Origin of the sequence: Sphingomonas asaccharolytica NBRC 15499 (assembly GCF_001598355.1) — a bacterium.
In the GTDB taxonomy this organism is placed as follows: domain Bacteria; phylum Pseudomonadota; class Alphaproteobacteria; order Sphingomonadales; family Sphingomonadaceae; genus Sphingomonas; species Sphingomonas asaccharolytica.
This window is the reverse complement of the sequence record NZ_BCYU01000040.1, coordinates 19554-40129: the sequence shown is the minus strand read 5'-3', so window position 1 is coordinate 40129 and position 20576 is coordinate 19554. Positions and strand designations below refer to the sequence as shown.

The 20576-nt window shown below is 64.4% G+C and carries 19 protein-coding genes; 14 read left to right on the top strand and 5 right to left on the bottom strand.

Going from position 1 to position 20576, the window contains the following annotated elements; translation table 11 throughout:
- The 8 genes from hflK to SAS01S_RS12325 form a co-directional block, all read left to right on the top strand.
- Window positions 1-858 (top strand): protease modulator HflK (gene hflK, locus SAS01S_RS12360; protein ID WP_157082796.1); only part of this gene is annotated, 858 nt, incomplete at its 5' end.
- Window positions 858-1733: a protease modulator HflC gene (hflC, locus tag SAS01S_RS12355; protein WP_066808374.1), complete on the top strand. Its 876-nt coding sequence runs from the start codon at window positions 858-860 to the stop codon at window positions 1731-1733. The genes hflK and hflC, both read left to right, overlap by 1 nt.
- A 137-nt stretch (window positions 1734-1870) precedes the next feature.
- On the top strand, window positions 1871-3409 hold the full coding sequence (locus tag SAS01S_RS12350; protein ID WP_066808371.1) for a Do family serine endopeptidase: 1539 nt from the start codon (window positions 1871-1873) through the stop codon (window positions 3407-3409).
- Window positions 3410-3537: 128 nt separating this feature from the next.
- Window positions 3538-4185 carry an MOSC domain-containing protein gene (locus tag SAS01S_RS12345; RefSeq protein ID WP_066808368.1) on the top strand — a complete coding sequence of 216 codons (648 nt, stop codon included), beginning with the start codon at window positions 3538-3540 and terminating at the stop codon, window positions 4183-4185.
- A gap of 54 nt (window positions 4186-4239) precedes the next feature.
- Entirely contained in the window at window positions 4240-5445 is a 1206-nt protein-coding gene (locus tag SAS01S_RS12340) for a M20 metallopeptidase family protein (protein WP_066808366.1), read from the top strand.
- The gene (locus SAS01S_RS12335; RefSeq protein ID WP_066808364.1) at window positions 5442-5774 is read left to right on the top strand and encodes a hypothetical protein; all 333 of its coding nucleotides are present in this window, start codon (window positions 5442-5444) and stop codon (window positions 5772-5774) included. The genes SAS01S_RS12340 and SAS01S_RS12335 overlap by 4 nt, the downstream gene beginning before the upstream one ends.
- Before the next feature lie 18 nt (window positions 5775-5792).
- On the top strand, window positions 5793-6455 hold the full coding sequence (locus tag SAS01S_RS12330) for a GNAT family N-acetyltransferase (RefSeq protein WP_066808361.1): 663 nt from the start codon (window positions 5793-5795) through the stop codon (window positions 6453-6455).
- Between the two features lie 127 nt (window positions 6456-6582).
- A complete protein-coding gene (locus SAS01S_RS12325; protein WP_066808358.1) occupies window positions 6583-8523 on the top strand; it encodes an OPT family oligopeptide transporter in 1941 nt (646 codons plus the stop codon).
- A gap of 69 nt (window positions 8524-8592) precedes the next feature.
- Here SAS01S_RS12325 and SAS01S_RS12320 read toward each other — a convergent pair whose 3' ends face one another.
- The 3 genes from SAS01S_RS12320 to queF form a co-directional block, all read right to left on the bottom strand.
- A complete protein-coding gene (locus tag SAS01S_RS12320; RefSeq protein WP_066808355.1) occupies window positions 8593-9879 on the bottom strand; it encodes a glycoside hydrolase family 130 protein in 1287 nt (428 codons plus the stop codon).
- 48 nt (window positions 9880-9927) lie between these two features.
- Window positions 9928-12195 (bottom strand): glycosyltransferase family 4 protein, encoded by a 2268-nt coding sequence (locus SAS01S_RS12315; protein WP_066808352.1) that lies wholly within the window; start codon window positions 12193-12195, stop codon window positions 9928-9930.
- Window positions 12196-12330: 135 nt separating this feature from the next.
- On the bottom strand, window positions 12331-12777 hold the full coding sequence (gene queF, locus SAS01S_RS12310; protein WP_066808391.1) for a preQ(1) synthase: 447 nt from the start codon (window positions 12775-12777) through the stop codon (window positions 12331-12333).
- A gap of 189 nt (window positions 12778-12966) precedes the next feature.
- Between queF and sseA the strand changes: the two genes are divergently transcribed.
- From sseA to SAS01S_RS12280, 6 genes are all read left to right on the top strand, one after another.
- Window positions 12967-13815 (top strand): 3-mercaptopyruvate sulfurtransferase, encoded by an 849-nt coding sequence (sseA, locus tag SAS01S_RS12305; protein ID WP_066808388.1) that lies wholly within the window; start codon window positions 12967-12969, stop codon window positions 13813-13815.
- A 51-nt stretch (window positions 13816-13866) separates the two neighbouring features.
- The gene (gene metC / locus SAS01S_RS12300; protein WP_066808349.1) at window positions 13867-15054 is read left to right on the top strand and encodes a cystathionine beta-lyase; all 1188 of its coding nucleotides are present in this window, start codon (window positions 13867-13869) and stop codon (window positions 15052-15054) included.
- Window positions 15051-16328 (top strand): mechanosensitive ion channel family protein, encoded by a 1278-nt coding sequence (locus SAS01S_RS12295; protein ID WP_066808348.1) that lies wholly within the window; start codon window positions 15051-15053, stop codon window positions 16326-16328. The genes metC and SAS01S_RS12295 overlap by 4 nt, the downstream gene beginning before the upstream one ends.
- A gap of 200 nt (window positions 16329-16528) precedes the next feature.
- Window positions 16529-17446, top strand: coding sequence for a TorF family putative porin (locus SAS01S_RS12290; protein ID WP_084238913.1), 918 nt, complete (start codon window positions 16529-16531; stop codon window positions 17444-17446).
- A gap of 130 nt (window positions 17447-17576) precedes the next feature.
- Window positions 17577-17963, top strand: coding sequence for a MerC domain-containing protein (locus tag SAS01S_RS12285; protein ID WP_066808344.1), 387 nt, complete (start codon window positions 17577-17579; stop codon window positions 17961-17963).
- A 65-nt stretch (window positions 17964-18028) separates the two neighbouring features.
- Window positions 18029-18505: a Fur family transcriptional regulator gene (locus tag SAS01S_RS12280; RefSeq protein ID WP_066808341.1), complete on the top strand. Its 477-nt coding sequence runs from the start codon at window positions 18029-18031 to the stop codon at window positions 18503-18505.
- A gap of 160 nt (window positions 18506-18665) precedes the next feature.
- Here the strand turns inward: SAS01S_RS12280 and SAS01S_RS12275 are convergent, their stop codons facing one another.
- Window positions 18666-19238, bottom strand: coding sequence for a GNAT family N-acetyltransferase (locus SAS01S_RS12275; protein ID WP_066808338.1), 573 nt, complete (start codon window positions 19236-19238; stop codon window positions 18666-18668).
- Window positions 19235-20491: a dipeptidase gene (locus SAS01S_RS12270; protein ID WP_066808327.1), complete on the bottom strand. Its 1257-nt coding sequence runs from the start codon at window positions 20489-20491 to the stop codon at window positions 19235-19237. Before SAS01S_RS12270 ends, SAS01S_RS12275 begins: the two co-directional genes overlap by 4 nt.
- Window positions 20492-20576 lie beyond the last annotated feature (85 nt).

Below are 20576 nucleotides of genomic sequence, written 5' to 3'. Positions count from 1 at the left end.
GGCAATGGGCGATCCTTGTGGCTGGCGGGCGTCGGCTTGCTGGTCGTCCTGTGGATCGCCTTCACAAGCCTGCATGTAATCGGCCCGCAGGAGCGCGGCGTGGTGACCTATTTCGGCCGCTATTCGGGCACGATCGGCCCGGGCTATAACTGGACGCTGCCCGCGCCGATCGCCTCGGTTCGGACAATCAACGTCCTGGGCATCCAGACCTTCCAATTCCCCGACAGCGACAATGGCGGCGGCGGACCCAATCTGGTGCTGACCCGTGACGGCAATCTGGTTGACCTGAGCTATTCGGTGCAGTGGAACATCATCGACCCGCAGAAATATGTGTTCGAACTCGACAAGCCCGACGACGCCGTGAAGGCGACCGCAGAGACCGCGGTGCGCGCGGCGATCGCCAATTCGACGCTCGACGATGTGCTTGGCGCGGGCAAATTGTCGATCCAGACTCAGGTCGCGCTGACCATGCAACAGATACTCGACGATTATCAGTCGGGCATCCGCATCGTGAACGTCGCGCTCAACAACGCCGCAGCCCCGGCGCAAGTGAACGACGCGTTCAAGAATGTCACCGCCGCGCAGAACGAGCGACAGTCGAACGTCACCCAGGCGCGCGGCTATGCGCTGCAGGTGGTGGCGATCGCCCAGGGCCAGGCCGCGGCGTTCAACAGCGTTTACGAGCAATATAAGGTCGCACCCGAGGTGACGCGCCGCCGCATGTATTACGAGACGATGGAAGCCGTTCTTTCTAAAAACGACAAGACGATCATCGAACCGCGCAACATCGCGCCGTTTCTGCCAGTGCCCGGGAATATCAGGAAACTGCCCGACGCCCCGCAAGCGGAGGCACGCTGATGACCTGGTTGCGTAACCCGATCACGCTCGGCGTCGTCGCCTTGCTCGCGGTGATCCTGCTCGCCAGTACGGTCGCAATCGTTCCTGAAACCAAACAGGTCGTCGTCGTCCAGTTCGAGAACCCGATCGGCACGGTCAATCGCTGGAAGCCCGGCGAAGCGCTCGGCCAAACCGGCGCCGGGCTGATGGCGCGCATTCCGCTGGTCGATCGCCTGATCTGGATCGACAAGCGGGTGCTCGACCTCGATCTCGACAACCAGCCAGTGTTGTCGACCGACCAGCAACGGCTCGAGGTGGACGCGTTCGCGCGCTTCCGGATCGTCGATCCGCTGCGTTTGGTGCAGTCGATGGGGCTGACCTCGGGCACCGAGGATCGCGTACGCGCCCAGCTGACGCCGCTGTTCGCCTCGGCCTTGCGCTCCGAACTCGGCAAGGTCGATTTCAACGCGCTGCTCAGCCCGGAGCGCGGCCAGTTGATGGACAATATCCAGATCGCGCTGCAGCGTTATGCGCGCAATTACGGCGTCCAGATCATCGACGTCCGCATCAAGCATGCCGATTATCCGGAGGGATCGCCGCTGCAATCGGCGCTCGACCGGATGAAGAACACGCGCGAACAACAGGCGCAGACGATCCGCTCGGAAGGTCAGCGCGATGCGGCGATCATTCGTGCCCAGGCCGATGCGCAGGCAGCGAAGATCTACGCTGAAGCGTTCAACAAGGATCCCGCCTTCTACAACTTCTATCGCGCGATGCAGTCATATCGAGTCACGTTCGGCGCCGACTCCAACGGCAAGTTGCCGTCGGGATCGACCAACCTGATTCTGACGCCCGACAATTCGTATCTGAAGGAATTCGAAGGCAACGGGAAATGACGCGCTGAACCGATCGGAACTTGGCGGGTTTGACCAATCACGTTCCTTGCAGTTCGTTCATATTCAATCGCCGTTCAGGCTCCGGCGGGCAAGAACAGTCCAACTGGGGCATATCGAGACGAAGAGGATTCACCCAAGTGCGCTACGCCTACGCCATTACTACCGCCCTGCTGCTCGGGGGCGCCGCTACGACCGTGTTGTCGCCTTCCTATGCGCAGAACGCGCAGAACGAGCCGGGCACCATCTCCGCCGCTGCGCCCAAGGCCGGCGCGCCGATGAGCTTCGCCGACATGGTCGCCAAGCTGCAACCCGCCGTGGTCAACATCTCCACCAAGCAGAAAGTGCAGGTCTCGACGGGCGGCAATCCGTTCGGCGACCTGTTCGGGGGATTGCTTGGTCAGCAGGGTCAGGATGACGGCCAGCCGATCACGCGCGAGGGTCAGAGCCTGGGATCGGGCTTCATCGTTTCGCCCGACGGCTATATCGTCACCAACGCGCACGTCATCACCGCCGCGGCCAAGGGCAAGATCGAATCGATCACCGTTACCTTGTTCAACCGCAAGGAATATGTGGCGAAAGTGATCGGCAGCGACACCGCCTCCGACCTCGCAGTACTCAAGGTCGAAGCGACCAACCTTCCGTACGTGAAGTTCGGCGATTCGACCAAGGCGCGGGTCGGCGATTGGGTGATCGCGATCGGCGAGCCATTCGGCCTGGGCGGCACCGTCACCGCGGGCATCGTCTCGGCGCTCAACCGCGTCACCGGCCAGGGCGGCGCCTATGACCGCTTCATCCAGACTGACGCGGCGATCAACAAGGGCAATTCGGGCGGTCCGATGTTCGATCTGAACGGCAATGTGATCGGCATCAACTCGCAAATCTATTCGCCGTCGGAAGGATCCGTCGGCATCGGGTTCGCAATCCCCGCCGCCTCGGCCAAGCCGATCATCGATACGATGATCAAGGGCGGCAAGGTGCAGCGCGGCTATCTCGGCATCGGCCGCCAGCCGGTCGACGAGGATATTGCCGGCACGCTCGGCCTGCCCAAGGATCGCGGCGAGCTGGTCAACCGCGTCGAGCCGGGCGGGCCCGGAGAGAAAGCGGGGCTGAAGCAGGGCGACGTCATCGTCTCCGTCAACGGCCAGGAAGTGAACCCCGAACAGACGCTGCCTTATCTGGTCGCGAACGTCCCGCCCGGCGGCGCCGCCAAACTGGGCGTCATCCGTGACGGCAAGCCGATGACGGTGACCGCGGTAGTAGGCAACCGCCCGAGCGAGGAGGAACTCGCCAACTCGATCACCGGCGGCAATGACGGCGACGACGATGGCGGCGGCGCCCCCGGGAACGGCGCGCCGGAACTCCATGCCGGCGTCAATCTGCTCGGCGTGCAGGTGACCGCGCTGACCCCGCAGATCGCCAATACGCTGGGCGTCAATCCGAGCCAGGTCAGCGGCGTGGTCGTGACCGGGGTCGACGTGTCGAGCGACGCGGCGGCCAAGGGCCTGCAGCGCGGCGACATCATCTCGTCGATCAACCGCGTGCCGGTGCGCACGCCGACCGAATTCGACGCGCAGGTCCGCGCGGCGAAGGCGGCGAGCAAGACGACCTTGCTCCTCTACATGACCCGCGCTCGCCAAGGCAGCCAGTATATCGCGGTCAAGCTCAAGGGGAGCTGATCGATCGCCTCGCAGCTTGGCAGCCCCAGGGCTTGCCCGCTAAAACTCCCTCGCCCCCAGCCGGGACGAGGGAGTTTTTGCATGGACGACATGAGCGCGATCTTCATCGGCGCGGGCGATCAAGGCCGGTGACGGCGCGGATCGCCTCGATTCAAGTGGGACGGATCGCGCCGCTCGGTCCGGACCGTGTGGCAAGCGCGTTCATCAAGAGCGCTGTATCGAGCCCGATCGCGGCCGGCGCGCTCGGTCTGGATGGCGATCATCAGGCCGATCTGTCAGTCCATGGCGGCCCCGAGAAAGCTGTCTATGCCTATGCGTCGGCGCGCTATCCCGATTGGGCGGCCGCCTTTCCCGATCTCGAGCCGCGCTTCGTCGCTGGTGCGATGGGCGAGAATCTGACCGTCGACACCATGACCGAGGACGATCTCTGCGTCGGCGACGTCCATGCGATCGGAGACGCGCTGCTCCAGGTCTGCCAACCGCGCCAGCCCTGTTTCAAACTCGCGCTGGCGTTCGGCGAGCCAAGGCTTGGCAGGCATATGGTGAGGACCGGGCATTCGGGCTGGTATTATCGCGTCCTGCGCGAGGGATCGATCGCGCCGGGCGACGAGATCGTGCTCGCCGAGCGGCCCAATCCCGGCTTCGGGTTTCCCCGCCTGGTGACGATCGTCAATCGCGGCGGCGCGACTTTGCCCGAACTGCATGACCTCGCAGCGATGCCGGGCCTCGCGAGCAATATCGGTCGCCGCGTACGCGAAGCGCTCGATGCGGCATGATGCCTCCGCGAACGAATTGTTCTAGCGTGCGATCGAGACTCGAGGACGACAGCGATGAATGACTTCTCCACCGACTGGATCGCCGCCGGCGAGGCAGAACTCGCCGACGTGGTGGCACTGCGACGCGCGATCCATGCTGATCCCGAAATCGGCAACCAATGCCCGCGCACCACTGCCAAGCTGCGCGCAGCACTCGACGGTCTCCCGCTCGAGATCCACGAATCGACTTCTACCACCGGCTTCATCGCTATCCTGCGCGGCGGCGGCGACAATGGCCGCACGGTGCTGTTGCGCGGCGACATGGACGCGCTGCCGATGCCCGAGGAGACGGGGCTCGATTTCGCCAGCCAGGTGCCCAATGCGATGCACGCCTGCGGGCATGACAGCCATTGCTCGATGCTAGTCGGCGCCGCGCGTGCCCTGTCCGCCCGCAAGGACAGCCTGCCAGGCACCGTCGTCTTCATGTTCCAGCCTGGCGAGGAAGGCCATCACGGCGCGCGCTTCATGATCGAGGACGGACTGCTCGACATCGAACGCCCCGATAGCGCCTTCGCGCTCCACATCTATCCCAATGCCCGCGCCGGTGCGATCCAGACGCGCCCCGGTGCCTTGCTCGCCTCGACCGATGCGCTCAATTTCACCATCCGTGGCGCCGGCGGCCATGCCGCGATGCCGCACGACGCGATGGACCCGATCCCGGTCGCCGCCGAGATCGTCACCGCCTTGTCGGTGTTCATTGCGCGCCAGATCCCGGCGACCGATCCCGCCGTCCTGTCGATCACCAAGATCGAGGCGGGCAGCGCGTACAACATCATCCCCGACGAAGTGCAGATGATCGGCACGCTGCGTACGCTGAGCCAGAAGACGCGTGAAAAAGCACGCGAAGGGCTGAAGCGGATCGCCGAGAATATCGCCATCGCGCATGGCTGCACCGCCGATGTACGGATCGACGACGGTTATCCGGTGACAATGTGCGATCCGCGCGCGGTGTCGCTGCTCAAGCAGATTTCCGAGGACCTCGAGCCCGGCCAGTGGCAGCCGATGCCGGCGCCGATCATGGGCGGCGAAGACTTCAGCTATGTCCTGCGCGAAGTGCCTGGCGCGATGGCCTTCATCGGCGTCGCGCCCGAAGGTTCCGAGCCGGCAAAGAACCCACCGCTTCACAATACCAAGATGACGATCGAGGAATCGGTCATGGCCAAGGGCATCGCGATGCACTGCGCCTATGCCGAGCGCTTCCTCGAGAACGGGTTCGATTGACCGCGCCGCGCGAATTGAGCGCGGCCGAATTCGCCGCGTGCTTCAACGAGCCGATGCTCGACGTCACCGATGACGAGGATGCCGCTCTCGACATCGACATCTGGCCCTATGTCGATTCGCTAGACGCCAAGTCGCTTGGCGTCGAGAGTTTCGATGATGTCGATCGCGTCTATCAGGATGCGCGCGGCCGCTACGATCAGATCATCATCGAAACCGACCGACCCGACATCTTCCTGGTGGTGGTGGTCGATATCGAGGCGAGGTCGATCCATGGCCACCGCCTGCTCGACCTCAACGTCGAATACGGTCTGATCCCCGAGTCCGACTAAGAGGCCGTACTCCAAGCGATGCTCATTGCCGATCCCGACCTGATCGCCCGTTGGGCGGATGCCTGGGCGATTTCACGCGGCGCCGCGATGCCGGTCGCGCGCGACTGCGGGCTGTATATCCATGTCGATCAGCCCGACCAGATCGGCCGCTACATCTTCGCGCAGGTCGATGCCGAGGCGATCCGCCCGCTTGCCGCGAGTATCGATCGTCCGTTGCTCTACCTCAAGGTGTGCGCTTCGGCCGACGCAGTCCGCCCGCTGTTGCCGTCCGGCTGGGACATCGCCGCACCCGGCTACATGATGACCGCGCCGTTGTCAGTCATGCTGGATCGGTCGGCGGCCTTACCAGCCGAATTCGAATTACGCATCATTCGGGAAGACTCCATCACGTTTGCGCATATCTTCGACGCTGCTAGCGAGGAAGCCGCGCGCGGTCGTATTGTGACGGTCGATGGTCTTACCGTGTTCGACCGCATCCGCACCGCCGATCAATATCAGCGCCGTGGCTTGGGCAGCGCGATCATGCGCGCGCTGGCCGCCGAAGCGCGGCAATCGGGCGTGGCGGACGCGATGCTCTGCGCGACGCCGGCTGGTCGCGAGCTCTACACATCGCTCGGCTGGTCGCTACATAGCGACTACACCACGGCCTCGCTGCCGCCGGCGCAGAATCTTCTGTCCTAGACCCGCAATAATGTGCCACGTTCCGGGCAGACAACCGGGGCGATTTCCGTTCAGCGCGGCGACACACAGTCCGACGCACAACGGTCATGCCGCGCCGGCACCTTGAACACTAAACCGGGTTTTGCGCATGATCACCGCCACCACCCGCCCGATCGCCGAGCTGACCATTCGCGGCGTGATCCTGGGCGGCATCATCACCATCCTGTTCACCGCGGCGAACGTCTATCTCGGGCTGAAGGTCGGGCTGACCTTCGCCACGTCGATCCCGGCGGCGGTGATCTCGATGGCGATCCTGCGGATGCTGCCGGGCTCCAATATCGTCGAAAACAACATCGTCCAGACGATCGCCTCGGCGGCGGGGACCTTGTCGGCGATCATCTTCGTGTTGCCAGGGCTGATCCTGGTCGGCTGGTGGCAAGGCTTTCCTTATTGGACGACGGTCGCGGTGTGCGCGACCGGCGGCATCATGGGGGTGATGTTCTCGGTCCCCTTGCGGCGCGCGCTGGTGACCGGCTCCGACCTGCCCTATCCCGAAGGCGTCGCGGCGGCCGAAGTGCTCAAGGTCGGCACCAGCACCGATGGCGGCGAGGAGAATGCCAAGGGCTTGCGCATCATCGTGATCAGCTCGCTGGTCTCGGCCAGCTTCCAGTTGCTCGCGACGCTCAAGGTGGTTGCCGCCGACGCTGCCAAGAACTTCCGTTTCGGATCGGGCGTCAGCGGTGTCTCGACCAGTTTCTCGATGGCGTTGATCGGCGTCGGCCATCTGGTCGGGCTGTCGGTCGGCGCGGCGATGTTCTTCGGCATGCTGATCGCCTGGGTCGGGCTGGTGCCATGGCTCAGCGCGCATGTTCCCGGCGCGACCGACGCGATCGTCACCGACATCTTCCGCAACAAAGTCCGCTTCGTCGGCGCCGGCACGATCGGCGTCGCGGCGATCTGGACCTTGTTCAAGATCCTGGGCCCGATCATCGGTGGCATCCGGTCGGCGATGGCGGCGTCGAAGGCGCGCGGCCAGGGCGAAGTGCTCGACATTACTGAACGCGACCTGCCGATCTCGATCGTCGGCGGTACGATCCTGTTGATGCTGCCGTTGATCGCCGTCCTGCTGTGGGAGTTCTCCGCCGGCGGCCCGATCCGCGAACATGCCGTTGCCGTGATCGGCGGCACCGTGATCTATATCGCGCTGGTTGCGGTCGTGATCGCATCGGTCTGCGGCTATATGGCCGGCCTGATCGGCGCGTCGAACAGCCCCGTCTCGGGCGTCGGCATCCTCGCCGCGGTCGGCGCGTCGCTGCTCCTGCTCGCCTTTTTCGGGCACCAGACCGATCCGCACCGCGCCAGTGCGCTGATCGCTTACGCCCTGTTCACCACCGGCATCGTCTTTTCGGTGGCGACGATCTCCAACGACAACCTCCAGGACCTCAAGACCGGGCAATTGGTCGGCGCGACTCCGTGGAAGCAACAGGTCGCCTTGGTGTTCGGGGTGATTTTCGGTTCGCTCGTCATCCCGATCGTGCTCGACCTGCTCAAGAACACGTTCGGCTTCGTTGGCATGCCCGGCGCCGGTCCCAACGCGCTGCAGGCGCCCCAGGCGTCGCTGATCGCGGCGCTGGCGCAAGGCATCCTTGGCTCGGGCATCGACTGGTGGCTGATCGGGACGGGCGCGCTGATCGGCGTGATCGTGATCGCGATCGACGAAACGCTCGGCAAGATGGGCAAGATGCGCTTGCCGCCGCTCGGCGTCGGCATGGGCATCTATCTGCCAATGGCGCTGACCTTGCTGATCCCGGTCGGCGCGCTGATCGGCCATTTCTACGATCGCTGGGCCGCGCGCACCGCCAATCCCGACTTCGCTGAGCGGATGGGCACGCTGGCGGCGACCGGCCTGATCGTCGGTGAGAGTCTGTGGGGCGTTGGCTTCGCGTTCTTCGTCGCGGCGCGCGGCGGCGAGATCCCGGCCGGGATCATGGGCGCAAGCTATGCCCAATGGGCGGAACTCGCCGCCTTGCTGGTGTTCTTCGGATCGATCGCCTGGCTCTACAGCCGCACGAAAAACATGGTGCGCTGATCAATACGTGGCGGCAAACCTTCCCCTCCCGCAAGCGGGAGGGGAGCGGACCAACGGCCAAACTGGAAGTCAGACCAGCGTCGCGACCAGCGCCTTGATCGGCACGAAGGCGAACGCGACCGAGCTGTCGGCCACGCCGTAGGGCAGGAACAAGCTGTCGCCGTGGCGGATCGCACCGCACGAATAAACGACGTTGGGCACGTACCCCTCGCGGTCCTGATCCTTCGCCGCCAGGATCGGCTCGACGGTGCGACCGATCACCTTCGACGGATCGTCCTTGTCGAGCAGCACCGCGCCGACCGAATATTTGCGCATCGCGCCAACGCCGTGCGTCAGCAACAGCCAACCCTCGTCGAGTTCGATCGGCGGTCCGCAATTGCCGATCTGGACCAGCTCCCAGGGATAACGCGGCTCGAGCAGCCGTTCGCCTTCCTCCCAATGCGTCAGCCGATCGGAATCGAGCAGGAAGAGATTCTCGCCATCCTGCCGTCCGATCGCGAGGTACCGGCCGCCGACCTTGCGCGGGAACAAGGCGATGCCCTTGTTGCGCGCTGCAGGTCCGGTCATCGGCACCAGATCGAACGCGCGGAAGTCGCGGGTGCGCAACAGCTCCGACTGGATCTGCGATCCGTTATAGGCAGTATAGGTGCCAAGCCATTCGACCTCGCCATCGTCGTGGCGGAACTGGACCAGACGGAGGTCCTCCAGCCCCTTGGACTGTGCGTCGGTGATCGGAAAGATCACCGTGCCGGACAGAGTCGAATCGCGATGCCGGTGCACCGTCACCGGCCCCGACGGAACATGCTCCTCGTCGCTGCCGTGGACGTCGGCTGCCGTCGCGAAGGGCGGCTCGGGCGCGAGCTTGAGCTGGTTGTCCGACGTGATGATGCCTTCGCGGAAGGCAACCGAGGAAATGTGCCCCTCGCCCACCGAGCGCAGCGACATCAGGATGCGCATCGATCCCTTGGGCATGCCGGTCTGGTCGAAATGCGGCACCGCGCTGGGGTTCATCAGCGCCGCCGCGGCATAGGAATATTCGTGGCAGAAATAGGCGCCGATCAGCTGGCGTTTCTCGTCGCCGATGTCGCGGCCGTCGAGCCCAAGCAAATCCTCGATCTCGTCATAGCGCGTCATGAACACGCGGCGCGTCTGCCAGTGACGCGCCTCGAAGTCCTTGAGCACGACCTCAAGCTCGTCGCGCGTTTCCTGCGCCGACATCGCCAGGACCGCCCGGACCAGCCGGTCGGTCCGGCTGGTCCCGCCGCCAACGGGGGACCAGCCGATATGGAATGGACGAACGACGACTCGCGACGGGTCGGCGTGCAGCCTGAGGCTGTGATGAAATATGTCGAGCAACGGCCATCCCGCTTGCAACCTTGATCCAAGCGGCGCCGCGTGTCGTTGCTACGCGACGGCGCGACCCGTCCCTGCCACGGTTCCGGCTGCCTTTCCAAGTGCGGAAATGGCGCAAGAGGCCAATTGCAGCGCTAAAATCGACTCGGCGCCCTGATTCCGGTTCAAACCGCCCGGCATCAGGCCATCGAAACAGCCGCCGTCCTGCACCGTCGCCAGCGGCAGGTCGAGATCGTTCTGGCCGAGATACCAGCGATACGCCCGGTTCGCCTCCTCGACCCAGCGCACGTCGCCGGTCGCCTTGAACGCAGCGGCGCAGGCATCGATCGTCGCTTGCGCTTCGAGCGGCTGCTGATCGAACGGCAACGGCCCTTCATAAGGCCGCCCGAAACTCTCGGTGCCGACCGCGCGGAATCGGCCTTCGGGACTGGTCTGCTGACCCACGATCCAATCGAGTGCACGCAGGCCGGTTTCGATCAGTTCCTGGCGCTCCAATGCCATGCCCGCGCGGACCATCGCTTCGGGCAAGCGAGCATTGTCATAGGCGAGAACGATTTCGAACCATTCCCATTCGGGCCGGCGCGTTTCCTGGAGCAGGTCGGCCAAATCGGCGGAGAAACGTTCCAGGATCGTGCGCGATCGCGCGTGGCCGGGATGCGCGCTCAGCATCGCCGCGGCGCCCAGCATCGCGAATGCCTGCGACCGTGGGCTGGTCAACTCGAACGCGATTCCCGCCGTCTCGTCGAACAATCGCGCCGCCCAATCCCGATGCTTGGCAAGCGTCGCGCGCTTGGCGGTGACACCCAACGCCCAGATGGTGCGGCCGTTAGAATCCTCCGACCCCATCTCTTCGCACCAGGTGCGATCGAAATTCATGAAGTTGCGGAAACGCCTCTTGTCGGGATTCCAGGCATATTGAATGAATGCCGCATAGGTCGTCATCCATTTGTCGCGGAGATCCTCGTCGAGATCGTCGATCGCGGTCATCAGCATCAGCGCTCGGACGTTGTCGTCGATACAATAGCCGTGGCGAAAGTCCGGCACCGAAAGGACAGCGTGCTGGAACATGCCGGTCGCGTCGCTCATCCGCTCGACCGCCGCGATGCTGGGCTTGAGCGGGGTCAGCGGCTTGGCGATCTTGATCCGCCGCGGGGCTGCAGCAACGATCGCATCGATTCCTTCCATTCCGGCTTCGGCCAGTCGCGGCCAGATCATCGTGCGACCGCGAGCATAAGCGCGTCGCGTCAGTTCGGTACGCGCCGCATCGTCGGCCAGTAGCCGCGAAATCTCGCGTGCAAAGCCTTCGACATCGCCGAAATCGACGATCACGCCATGTCCGTCGGCCAGGATCTCGGTCGCGTGGATATACGGCGTCGACACCACCGCCTTGCCCACACCGACCGCGTAAGACAGCGTGCCAGACGTGATCTGCGCGGGGTTGGTATAGGGCGTGACGTAAAGATCGGTCGCCTGAAGATAGTCGAGCAGTTCGTCATGCTCGAGGAAGCCGTCGATGAAGCGGACATGGTCAGCTACACCTTTTTCGGCGGCTAGTGCCTTCAACCGATCACGATAGGCTTCGCCCTGTTGCGCGACCAAATTGGGATGCGTGGCGCCCAATATTACGTACAGCGCATCGGGGTTGGCCGCCACCACCGCCGGCATGGCGGAGATCACGCTTTCGATCCCCTTGTTCGGCGCCAGCAGGCCGAAGGTCAGCAACACCTTGTGCCCTTCCCAACCGAAGCGCGGCTTCATGGTGTCGGGATCGACCAGCGGCCGATCGGGCACGCCATGCGGGATCATCATGATCGTCCGCGGATCGGCGCCATAGACACGCATCAAAATGTCGCGGCCGATATCGGCCATGACGATGACCCGGGCGGCGCGCTTGAGCAAGCCGTCCATCACCCGACGCTGATCGTCATTGGGGGTTTCCAGTATCGTGTGCAGCGTCACGATCACGGGAATAGTCAGTCGGTCCAGCAACGCGAGCAGATGCTCGCCCGCCGGCCCGCCGAAGATGCCATATTCATGCTGGATCCAAACCGCCTGAGCGCCGCTCGCTTCGATCTCGCGCGCGGCCGCCAGATAGGCCAGGCGATCCTCCTGCGCGATCGATCCGGTGACTTCCGGCGGATAATCGTACCCTTCGGCACGATCGTCCATCGCATAGACATCGACCTTAAGGTCGGGAAAGCGGTCCTGGAGCGCGAGATACGTATCGGTCGTATATGTCGCAATGCCGCATTGCCGCGGCAGGAAATTGCCAATCAGCGCAACGTGTTTGGTCCGGGGTGGTAGAGGCGACGACGCCATTTCTGCCCTTTCACAAGTAATTTCCGGGCATTGTCGCCCGACTCATACCTCCCTGAACGGATTGAAAGAAATATGGTTGCGTATTTGCTGCATTGCAACAAAGGATTCGCGTTGACCTGTGTTAATATCGCGTGATCAGCCGCGTCCGCGATAGCTCGGCACGCCTTGATCGGGCAGCCATAGCCCCTCGGGCACGGGGCCCGATTGCCAGAACACGTCGATCGGGATCCCGCCGCGCGGATACCAATAGCCGCCGATCCGGAGCCATTGCGGCTTCATCTCGGCGGTCAGCCGCTCGCCGATCCCGACCGTGCAATCCTCGTGGAAGGCGGCATGGTTGCGAAACGAGCTCAGGAACAGTTTGAGCGACTTCGATTCGACGATGGTTTCCGCTGGCACGTAATCGATCACCAGATGCGCGAAATCGGGCTGGCCGGTCACCGGGCAAAGCGAGGTGAATTCGGGCGCGGTGAAGCGCACCAGATAAGGTCGGCCCTGGCGCGGATTGGGGACATAATCGAGCACCGCCTCTTCGGGCGATGCGGGCAGGCTGCTCGCCTGGCCGAGATGCTTTGGGTTCATGGCGAGGATATAGGAGGCCGTGCGCGGCACGTCACCCCGTGCGCCGCGGATGCTGGCGCGAGGTCCGCGCGATAATGAATTCATCCCTTACTCGACCTCGACGGCGTCACCGGTCCGCGCTAACATCCGTGCGCCGTCCCTTTCCTCCCCGGGCGAGTTGGTGTTGATCGACAGTAAGAGGAGACGATGATGGACGCGCTGGTGACCACCGAATGGCTGGCCAACGAATTGGGAGCGAACGACCTTCGTGTGGTCGATGCGACCTATCTCGGTTCGGTGCCGGGCGGCCCGGATGGAGATCCCGTGGCCGCGTTCGAAAAGGCGCACATCCCGGGGGCGGTCTTCTTCGACATTGCCGAGATCGCCGACCTCAACCGCCCGTTGCCGACGATGCTGCCACCGCCCGAGAAATTCGCCAGCCGGATGCAGTCGCTCGGGCTCGGCGATGGCAGCCGCATCGTGCTGTACGACAATTCGCATTACCACACCTCGGCACGCGCCTGGTGGATGCTGCGCGTGTTCGGCGCGCACGACGTCGCGATCCTCGATGGCGGCTTCGCCAAATGGCAGGCCGAGGGACGCCCGGTCGAAAGCGGCAAGCCGCAGCACCGCCACCGCCATTTCACCGTCTGGGCCGATGACAGCCAGGTCCGCACGCTCGATCAGATGAAGGCCAATGTCGACAGCGGCGCGGAGCAGGTGCTCGACGCCCGCTCGGGCTCACGCTTCACCGGCGAGGAACCCGATCCGCGCCCGGCGACGCATGCCGGCCACATCCCGGGCTCGAAGAACCTGCCGTATCAGCAGCTGTTCAACGATGACGGTACGTGGAAGACCGGCGACGCGCTCAAGTCCGAGTTCGAGCGGGCCGGGATCGATCTGTCGAAGCCGCTGGTCACCACCTGCGGCTCGGGCATCACTGCCGCGGTGTTGTTGTTCGGCGCGCATCTGCTCGGCAATGACGGCGCGCTGTACGACGGCAGCTGGTCCGAATGGGGGGCGGATATGTCGACCCCCAAGGCGATGGGTGCCGCTTAGGGTCGGCACTCGATTCTTGTCCGCGCGCGCTTCCCGGCCTAGCACGGGCGGATGGCCGGCAATGAGAACGACAAGCCCCCTACCCGCGTGGTGACCGCGGGGCGGCGCAAGGAATGGACGCAGGGGATCGTCAACCCGCCGGTGTGGCGCGCGTCGACGATCCTCTACGATTCGGTCGAGCATCTGCGTGAGACCGGGCGCGGCGATACGCGCCACCGGCTCTATTACGGCCGCCGCGGTACCCCGACGCAATGGGCGCTGGCCGACGCGCTGACCGAACTCGAGCCCGGCGCCGAGGATACCTTCCTCTATTGCTCGGGCGTTGCCGCCGTCACTGCTGCATTGCTGTCAGTGCTCGATCCGGGCGACGAATTGCTGCTGGTCGATTCGGCTTATGACCCGACGACCAACTTCGCCGCCGGTTTCCTCAAGCGGATGGGCATCACGACGCGGCATTACGATCCGTTGATCGGTGCCGGCATCGCCGAGCTGTTCTCCGACAAGACCAAGGCGATCCTGCTCGAAAGTCCGGGCAGCCTGACGTTCGAAGTCCAAGACATCCCCGCGATCGTCGCCGCCGCCAAGGCACGAGGCATCGTCACGATCCTCGACAATACCTGGGCAACGCCCCTGCTCTTCCCGGCGATCGAGAAGGGCATCGACCTGACGGTGCTCGCCTGCACCAAATATGTCGTCGGCCATTCCGACGTGATGTTGGGGTCGGTGACCGCGGCGCCCGGCTATTTCGCCAAGCTGCGCAATCTGAGCTTTCAACTGGGCCAGGTCGCCAGCCCGGACGATTGCTGGCTGGGATCGCGCGGCCTGCGCACCATGGCCGTGCGCTTGAAACAGCACGAGGCGAGCGCGCTCGAGATCGCGCGCTGGCTCGCAGAGCGGCCGGAAGTTGCCACTGTGCTCCACCCCGCCTTGCCGAGCTGCCCGGGACACGAATTTTTCGCCCGCGACTTCAAGGGATCGTCGGGACTGTTCGCCTTCGCGCTCAAACATGGCACCGAAGCCAGCCGCGCCGCCTTCATCGACGCGCTGCGGTTGTTCGGCATCGGCTTTAGCTGGGGTGGCTTCGAAAGCCTGGCGGTCACCGCCGATCCCCGCCGCGCCCTGGGCGTACCCGATCATGGCGGCGCCTTGGTCCGGCTGCATATCGGGATCGAGGATCCGGCCGACCTGATCGCCGATCTCGATCAGGCGTTCACGGCATTCCGCGCGGCGCAGGGATGAACGACGCGATCGCCTGGCTGAGCGCGCAGGGACTGGCGGTCCCGCGCGGCAGCGAGGCGACCGAAACCCTGATTGTCGTCGGATTGATCGTCGCGGCGCTCGCGCTCGGTGTATTCGCCGGCCGGTGGCTGGGCCCGCCGATCGAGGCGTTGTGGCAGCGCCAACTCGGCCATCATGCCGAAGGAATCGGTCCGCGCGTGCCCTCCGTCGTACGACATGGCGTCGCGGCGCTGCTCCTTTCTGTCCTCCAGGCGGCGGGAAAATGGCCGCCGCTTGCCGCCGGGTTGATCGGCTTTTTCCTCGGCGCGGCGGTGGCGCGGATGGCGGCGCAGGTCCTGCGCGGCCTCAACCTGGCGCGCTGGATGGCGTGGAGCGTCGCGCTTGTCCTGTTCGTCGCGATCTTCAGCCATTCGATCGGCGGACTCGCGCCGATCAACGATGCGCTCGATTCGATCGGCTTCGATCTCGGTTCGTGGCGCTTCTCTTTGCTGCGGGTGATCATCGTGCTGGTGACGGTGATCTGCCTGCTCGCCGCGATCCGCTTGGTCAATCGACTGGTCGGTCACGCCATCGTCAGCACCAGCAGCTTCGACCCGACGCAGAAATTGCTCGCGCAAAAGCTGGCTGGAATCGCGACGATCGCGCTCGCCTTCTTCATCGGTATCGACTTGCTCGACATCAGCCTGACCAGCCTGACGGTATTTTCCGGGGCGCTTGGCCTGGCGGTCGGGTTCGGGCTGCAGAAGACGGTCGGCAATCTCATCGCCGGCATCATCTTGTTGCTCGATCGCTCGATCAAGCCGGGCGACGTCATCGTCGTCGCCGACAAGGACGTCGGCTGGGTCAACAAGATCGGCGTGCGCGCGGTCAGCATCATCACGCGCGACGGCAAGGAGCATCTGATCCCGAACGAGGATCTGATGACCAAGCCGGTCGAGAATTGGTCCTATACCGACCGCAACGTGCGCGTCCGCATCCCGGTGACGGTCGCTTATGATTGCGACCTGCCGCTCGCGCAGGAACTGATGCTGCGCGCGGCGACGGAAAGCCCGCGTGTGCTCGATACGCCCAAATCCAATGTCTGGCTCACCAAGTTCGGCGAGATCGGCATCGAGCATGAGATCCTCGTCTGGATCAACGACCCCGAGAGCGGGGTCGGCAGCGTCCGCTCCGACGTTCTCAACCGACTCTGGCTGCTGTTCCGCGACAATGGCATCGTCCTGCCCTATCCACGCCGTGACGTGCACCTTGTCGGTACACCCGCGCCGGGCTGATCTCCCGAAAGTGTTGCATTGCCGCAACATCGTTACGCTCATAGGCCCTGTTGAGGTTGAATAGTGTTGTGCAGCGCAGCGAAAAGCTGCACTCTGCTTGCGTGTACCCCGGCTCAACGGCCCGATCGGCATCGCCGATACAGAGGCTGGACCGGAACCGCAGGCGGGACGAACGCACTTTTCGCTTCGAAAGGAAGATAATGCGCTTCTCCCACATCAGCCTTGGCGCGCTGGCGCTCGCCATTGCGACTCCCGCCTTGGCGGACCCTCTGCCCGCAAGCACGCCGGCACCCGATGCAGCGGCGGCTCCCGCGGCATCCGCGTCAACGGATAGCGGCGCACCTGCCGCGGTTGCGACCGTCGAAGATCCGGCGCCGGCACCCGCCGCTGCCCCGGCGGGCGATGGCCCCACCGCACCGCCGCCGGCTTTCACCATCAACGGTTCGGTGACCCTGGTGTCCGACTATCGCTTCCGCGGTATTTCGCAGACCAATTTGCAGCCCGCGATCCAGGGATCGCTCACGGTCACCCATTCGTCGGGCTTCTACGCCTCGGTCTGGAGCTCGTCGACCTCGGGCTATGTCACCTTCTCGGGCACCGGCAGCCAGGAAATCGACGCGATCGTCGGGTTCAAGAAGACCTATAGCGGCGTCACGTTTGACGCCGGCGTGCTCTATTACATCTATCCGCGCTCGCGTCCCGCCGGGGACAACAGCAAGGCCGACTTCTTCGAGCCCTATGCCGACATCGCCTATACCTATGGGCCGGTGACCGGTAAGGTCACGGTGAACTACGCGCCCAAGCAAAAGGCGCTGGCGCTCGACCAGGGCCAGACTGGCTTGTTCAAGAAGAACGACAACGTTTACCTGGCCGGTGACCTGTCGGTAGCCATCCCCAAAACGCCGCTCGGGCTGACCGCGCATCTCGGCCACACTTGGGGTCCGAGTTGGCTCGCGCTGGGCAACGAATATACCGACTATGGGTTCGGCGCGACGCTGACCTACAAACAATTGGTCTTCGGCGTCAGCTATGTCGACACCGATGGCGTGTTCACCCTGGCCAATGGCAAGAACGCCGCGCGCAGCGGCGTGGTGGTGTCGCTCGGGGCTTCGTTCTAACAGGTGCAACCGGGGGAGCACTCGCTTCCCCGGTTTCGCTGGCGCTTGATCGACGGGCAGAATTCGGCGTGGCCAATTTTTGCTGATGTAATATTGTAACGTCGCGCGGATAGGCCTAGATGGGCGCTCGATGCATTCCGCGACTCGCCTGTCCTGGTTGGCCCGCTTTCCCCAGCTCGATCGTTACGCGATGGGCCTGTCGGGGTTGTGCGCGGTACATTGCTTCGCCAGCGCGGTGCTGGTGGCGCTGGCCTCAACCGCCGGCGGCATGCTGCTCAATCCCGTTTTTCACGAAGTCGGATTGACCGTCGCGATCATCCTGGGCGCGCTGGCGCTGGGCCGCGGCATCTTCGAACATGGCTATATGGCGCCTGCGGTCACCGGCGCGCTCGGCCTCGGCATGATGGCGGGTGCGATGCAGCTTCCGCACGGTAATGGCGGCGAGACTCTATGGACGCTGATCGGTGTCGCGATCCTGGCGCTCGGCCACGATCTCAACCGGCGCGCGGCGCACTGAAGCCGTCGGAGGCGCTGCCCGCCTCGGCCATTGCTCTCCCCCGCTACAATCCCTAAATTCCCCGCATGGGCGCACATCATCATCACGACCATCATGAGGCGTCCGGCGTCGAATTGACCAAAGTCGCGCAGGCGACGCTGGAGAAATCCGGCGAGCAGTGGACGACGATGCGCGCGAGCATTTTCGATGCACTGGCCAAGTTCGACAAGCCGGCGAGCGCCTACGACATCGCCGACGCAGTGTCGAAAGCCGAAGGCCGCCGCGTCGCCGCCAACAGCGTCTATCGCATCCTCGATTTGTTCGTCGGCGCCAATCTCGCCCGCCGGGTCGAAAGCTCGAATGCGTACATCGCCAACGCGCATCCAGACTGCCTGCACGATTGCATCTTCCTGGTCTGCGACAGCTGCGGCCAGACCACGCATATCGACGACGACAAGATCGCCACGAATGTCCGCCACGCGGCCGAGGCCGCGGGCTTCTCGCCGGTCCGTCCGGTGATCGAAGTGCGGGGCAAATGTTCGGACTGCGAAGACGCGGCTTAGGTGGATCGGCCGATCCTACGTCTGCGGCGATCGCTCAATTCAACGAAATTAAACACGTATCCCCGGCGAAGGCCGGGGCCCAGTTTCGATGAATTGGAGACGGCAACCTGCCGTTGCGAACGATGTCGCGACTGGGCCCCGGCCTTCGCCGGGGAAGCGGTTAGGATTGGGCGACCTCGCTCTCAAGCGTCGCCAATATCTTCCCCATCCGTACGCCGGGAACCGCCACCCCGCGATTAGCCATGGAGTCCACCCGCTCGATCGTCTCATACCCGCACGCGCGATAGAGCGGCTCACCGGCCAGTGTCCCCATCAACTCCGCGCGCGTGAAGCCGGCCGCTCGCGCCGCCGCCTCGTTTGCCGCGAGCACCATCCGCCCGATGCCGCGCCGCGTGAAATCGGGATCGGTGTACATCGCCCGGATCCGCGCCGGGTCCTTCGCCGGATCGAGCACCGCCGCATCGCGCGCCACGGCGCCGGCATCGCCGCCATAGAGCGTCGCGCGGTAGCTCCAACCGCCGCAGCCGACGATGCGGCCCTCGGCGTCTTCGACCACGACATAGGTACCGTCGGCGATCAACTGGGTGTCGAGCCCCATGCTGAGCCGGCTCGCCGCGATCTGATCGGGAGTCAGATAGTCACGCTGCAATTCGCCGATCGCGCGATCCATCAGCGCCGAGATGGCCGGAATATCGGCCTCGGTCGCGATCCTCGTCCGGAGTTGGTCGGTCATTTACCGTCGAGCATCTTGATCGTCGCGGTGGCAGGCGGTTCCTTGGCCATCGACGCGGCGACACGCTCGGCGCCTTCCATCGCGCGCAGGAGATTTCCGCCGGCGAGCTTGGCGATCATCTCGTCGCTCCAGCCGCGGCGCATCAGTTCGGCGAGCAGCGCCGGATAGGTCGCCACGCTGTCGAGTCCTTCGGGCAAGCTCTCCACGCCGTCGAAATCCGACCCGATCCCGACATGGTCGATGCCGGCGACCTTGACGACATGATCGATATGATCGGCGACCATGGCCAGCGTCACCACCGGGCGCGGGTGCGCCTTGTCCCATTCCGCCAGCGCCGCCTTCGCCCGCTCCGGCTGGCCGATATAGAGCCCGCCATAAGGCGGCGCGTTGTAGCTCGCCTTTTCACCGTTGCGCGCCGCTTCCCATTGCCGCCGCGCCTCCGACACATAGCTCGGCGCGTAATTTACCATGATCACGCCGCCGTTCTGCGCGAGCAATTTCAGCACCTTGTCCGACACGTCGCGCGGGTGATCGTCGAGCGCCCGCGCCGACGAATGCGAGAAGATGACCGGCGCCTTCGACACGCGCAACGCGTCGGTCATTGTATCTTCGCTGACATGGCTGAGATCGACCAGCATGCCGAGCCGGTTGAGCTCGTGCACCACCGCTTCGCCGAACTTGGTCAGCCCGTCATGCTGCGGATTGTCGGTCGCCGAATCCGCCCATTCGATCGTCTTGACGTGAGTCAGCGTCAGGTACGAGGCACCGAGCGCGCGATAGGCGCGTAGCACCGAAAAGCTGCCGTCGATCTGGCCGCCGCCCTCGACCCCGAGCATCGACGCGATCCGGCCCGAGGCGTGAATGCGCCGCACGTCCGCCGCCGTCACCGCGGGGGCGAAGACATTGGGATAGCGCTGGAAGATGCTCTTCATCAGGCCAATCTGGTCGAGCGTCTGCTTGACCTGCTCGGGTCCGGACAGATTGGCCGAGACATAGACCGACCAGAATTGCCCGCCGACATGGCCGGCCCGCAGCCGGGTGATGTCGGTATTGTATTTGGCCGGATCGAGCCGCGTCAGGTCCATCGTCCAGCGCGCGTCGCCGGCCTTGTCGGTCAGCGTCTCCGCCCAGTCGTTATGTCCGTCGATCAGCGGGGTCTTCGCCAGGACATTGGCGACGCGGGTTTCGTACGAAGCGGGGCCAGCGCTGATCATCAGCGGGGCGGCGAGCAGCAGAGCTAAAGCATGGCGCATGGACCGCGAGCCTAGTCGGGATTGCTTGTAGCTCAAGTCCTACCGGGAGTTATGGGATGGGTCAGGGAAGGAATATCTCTGCTTG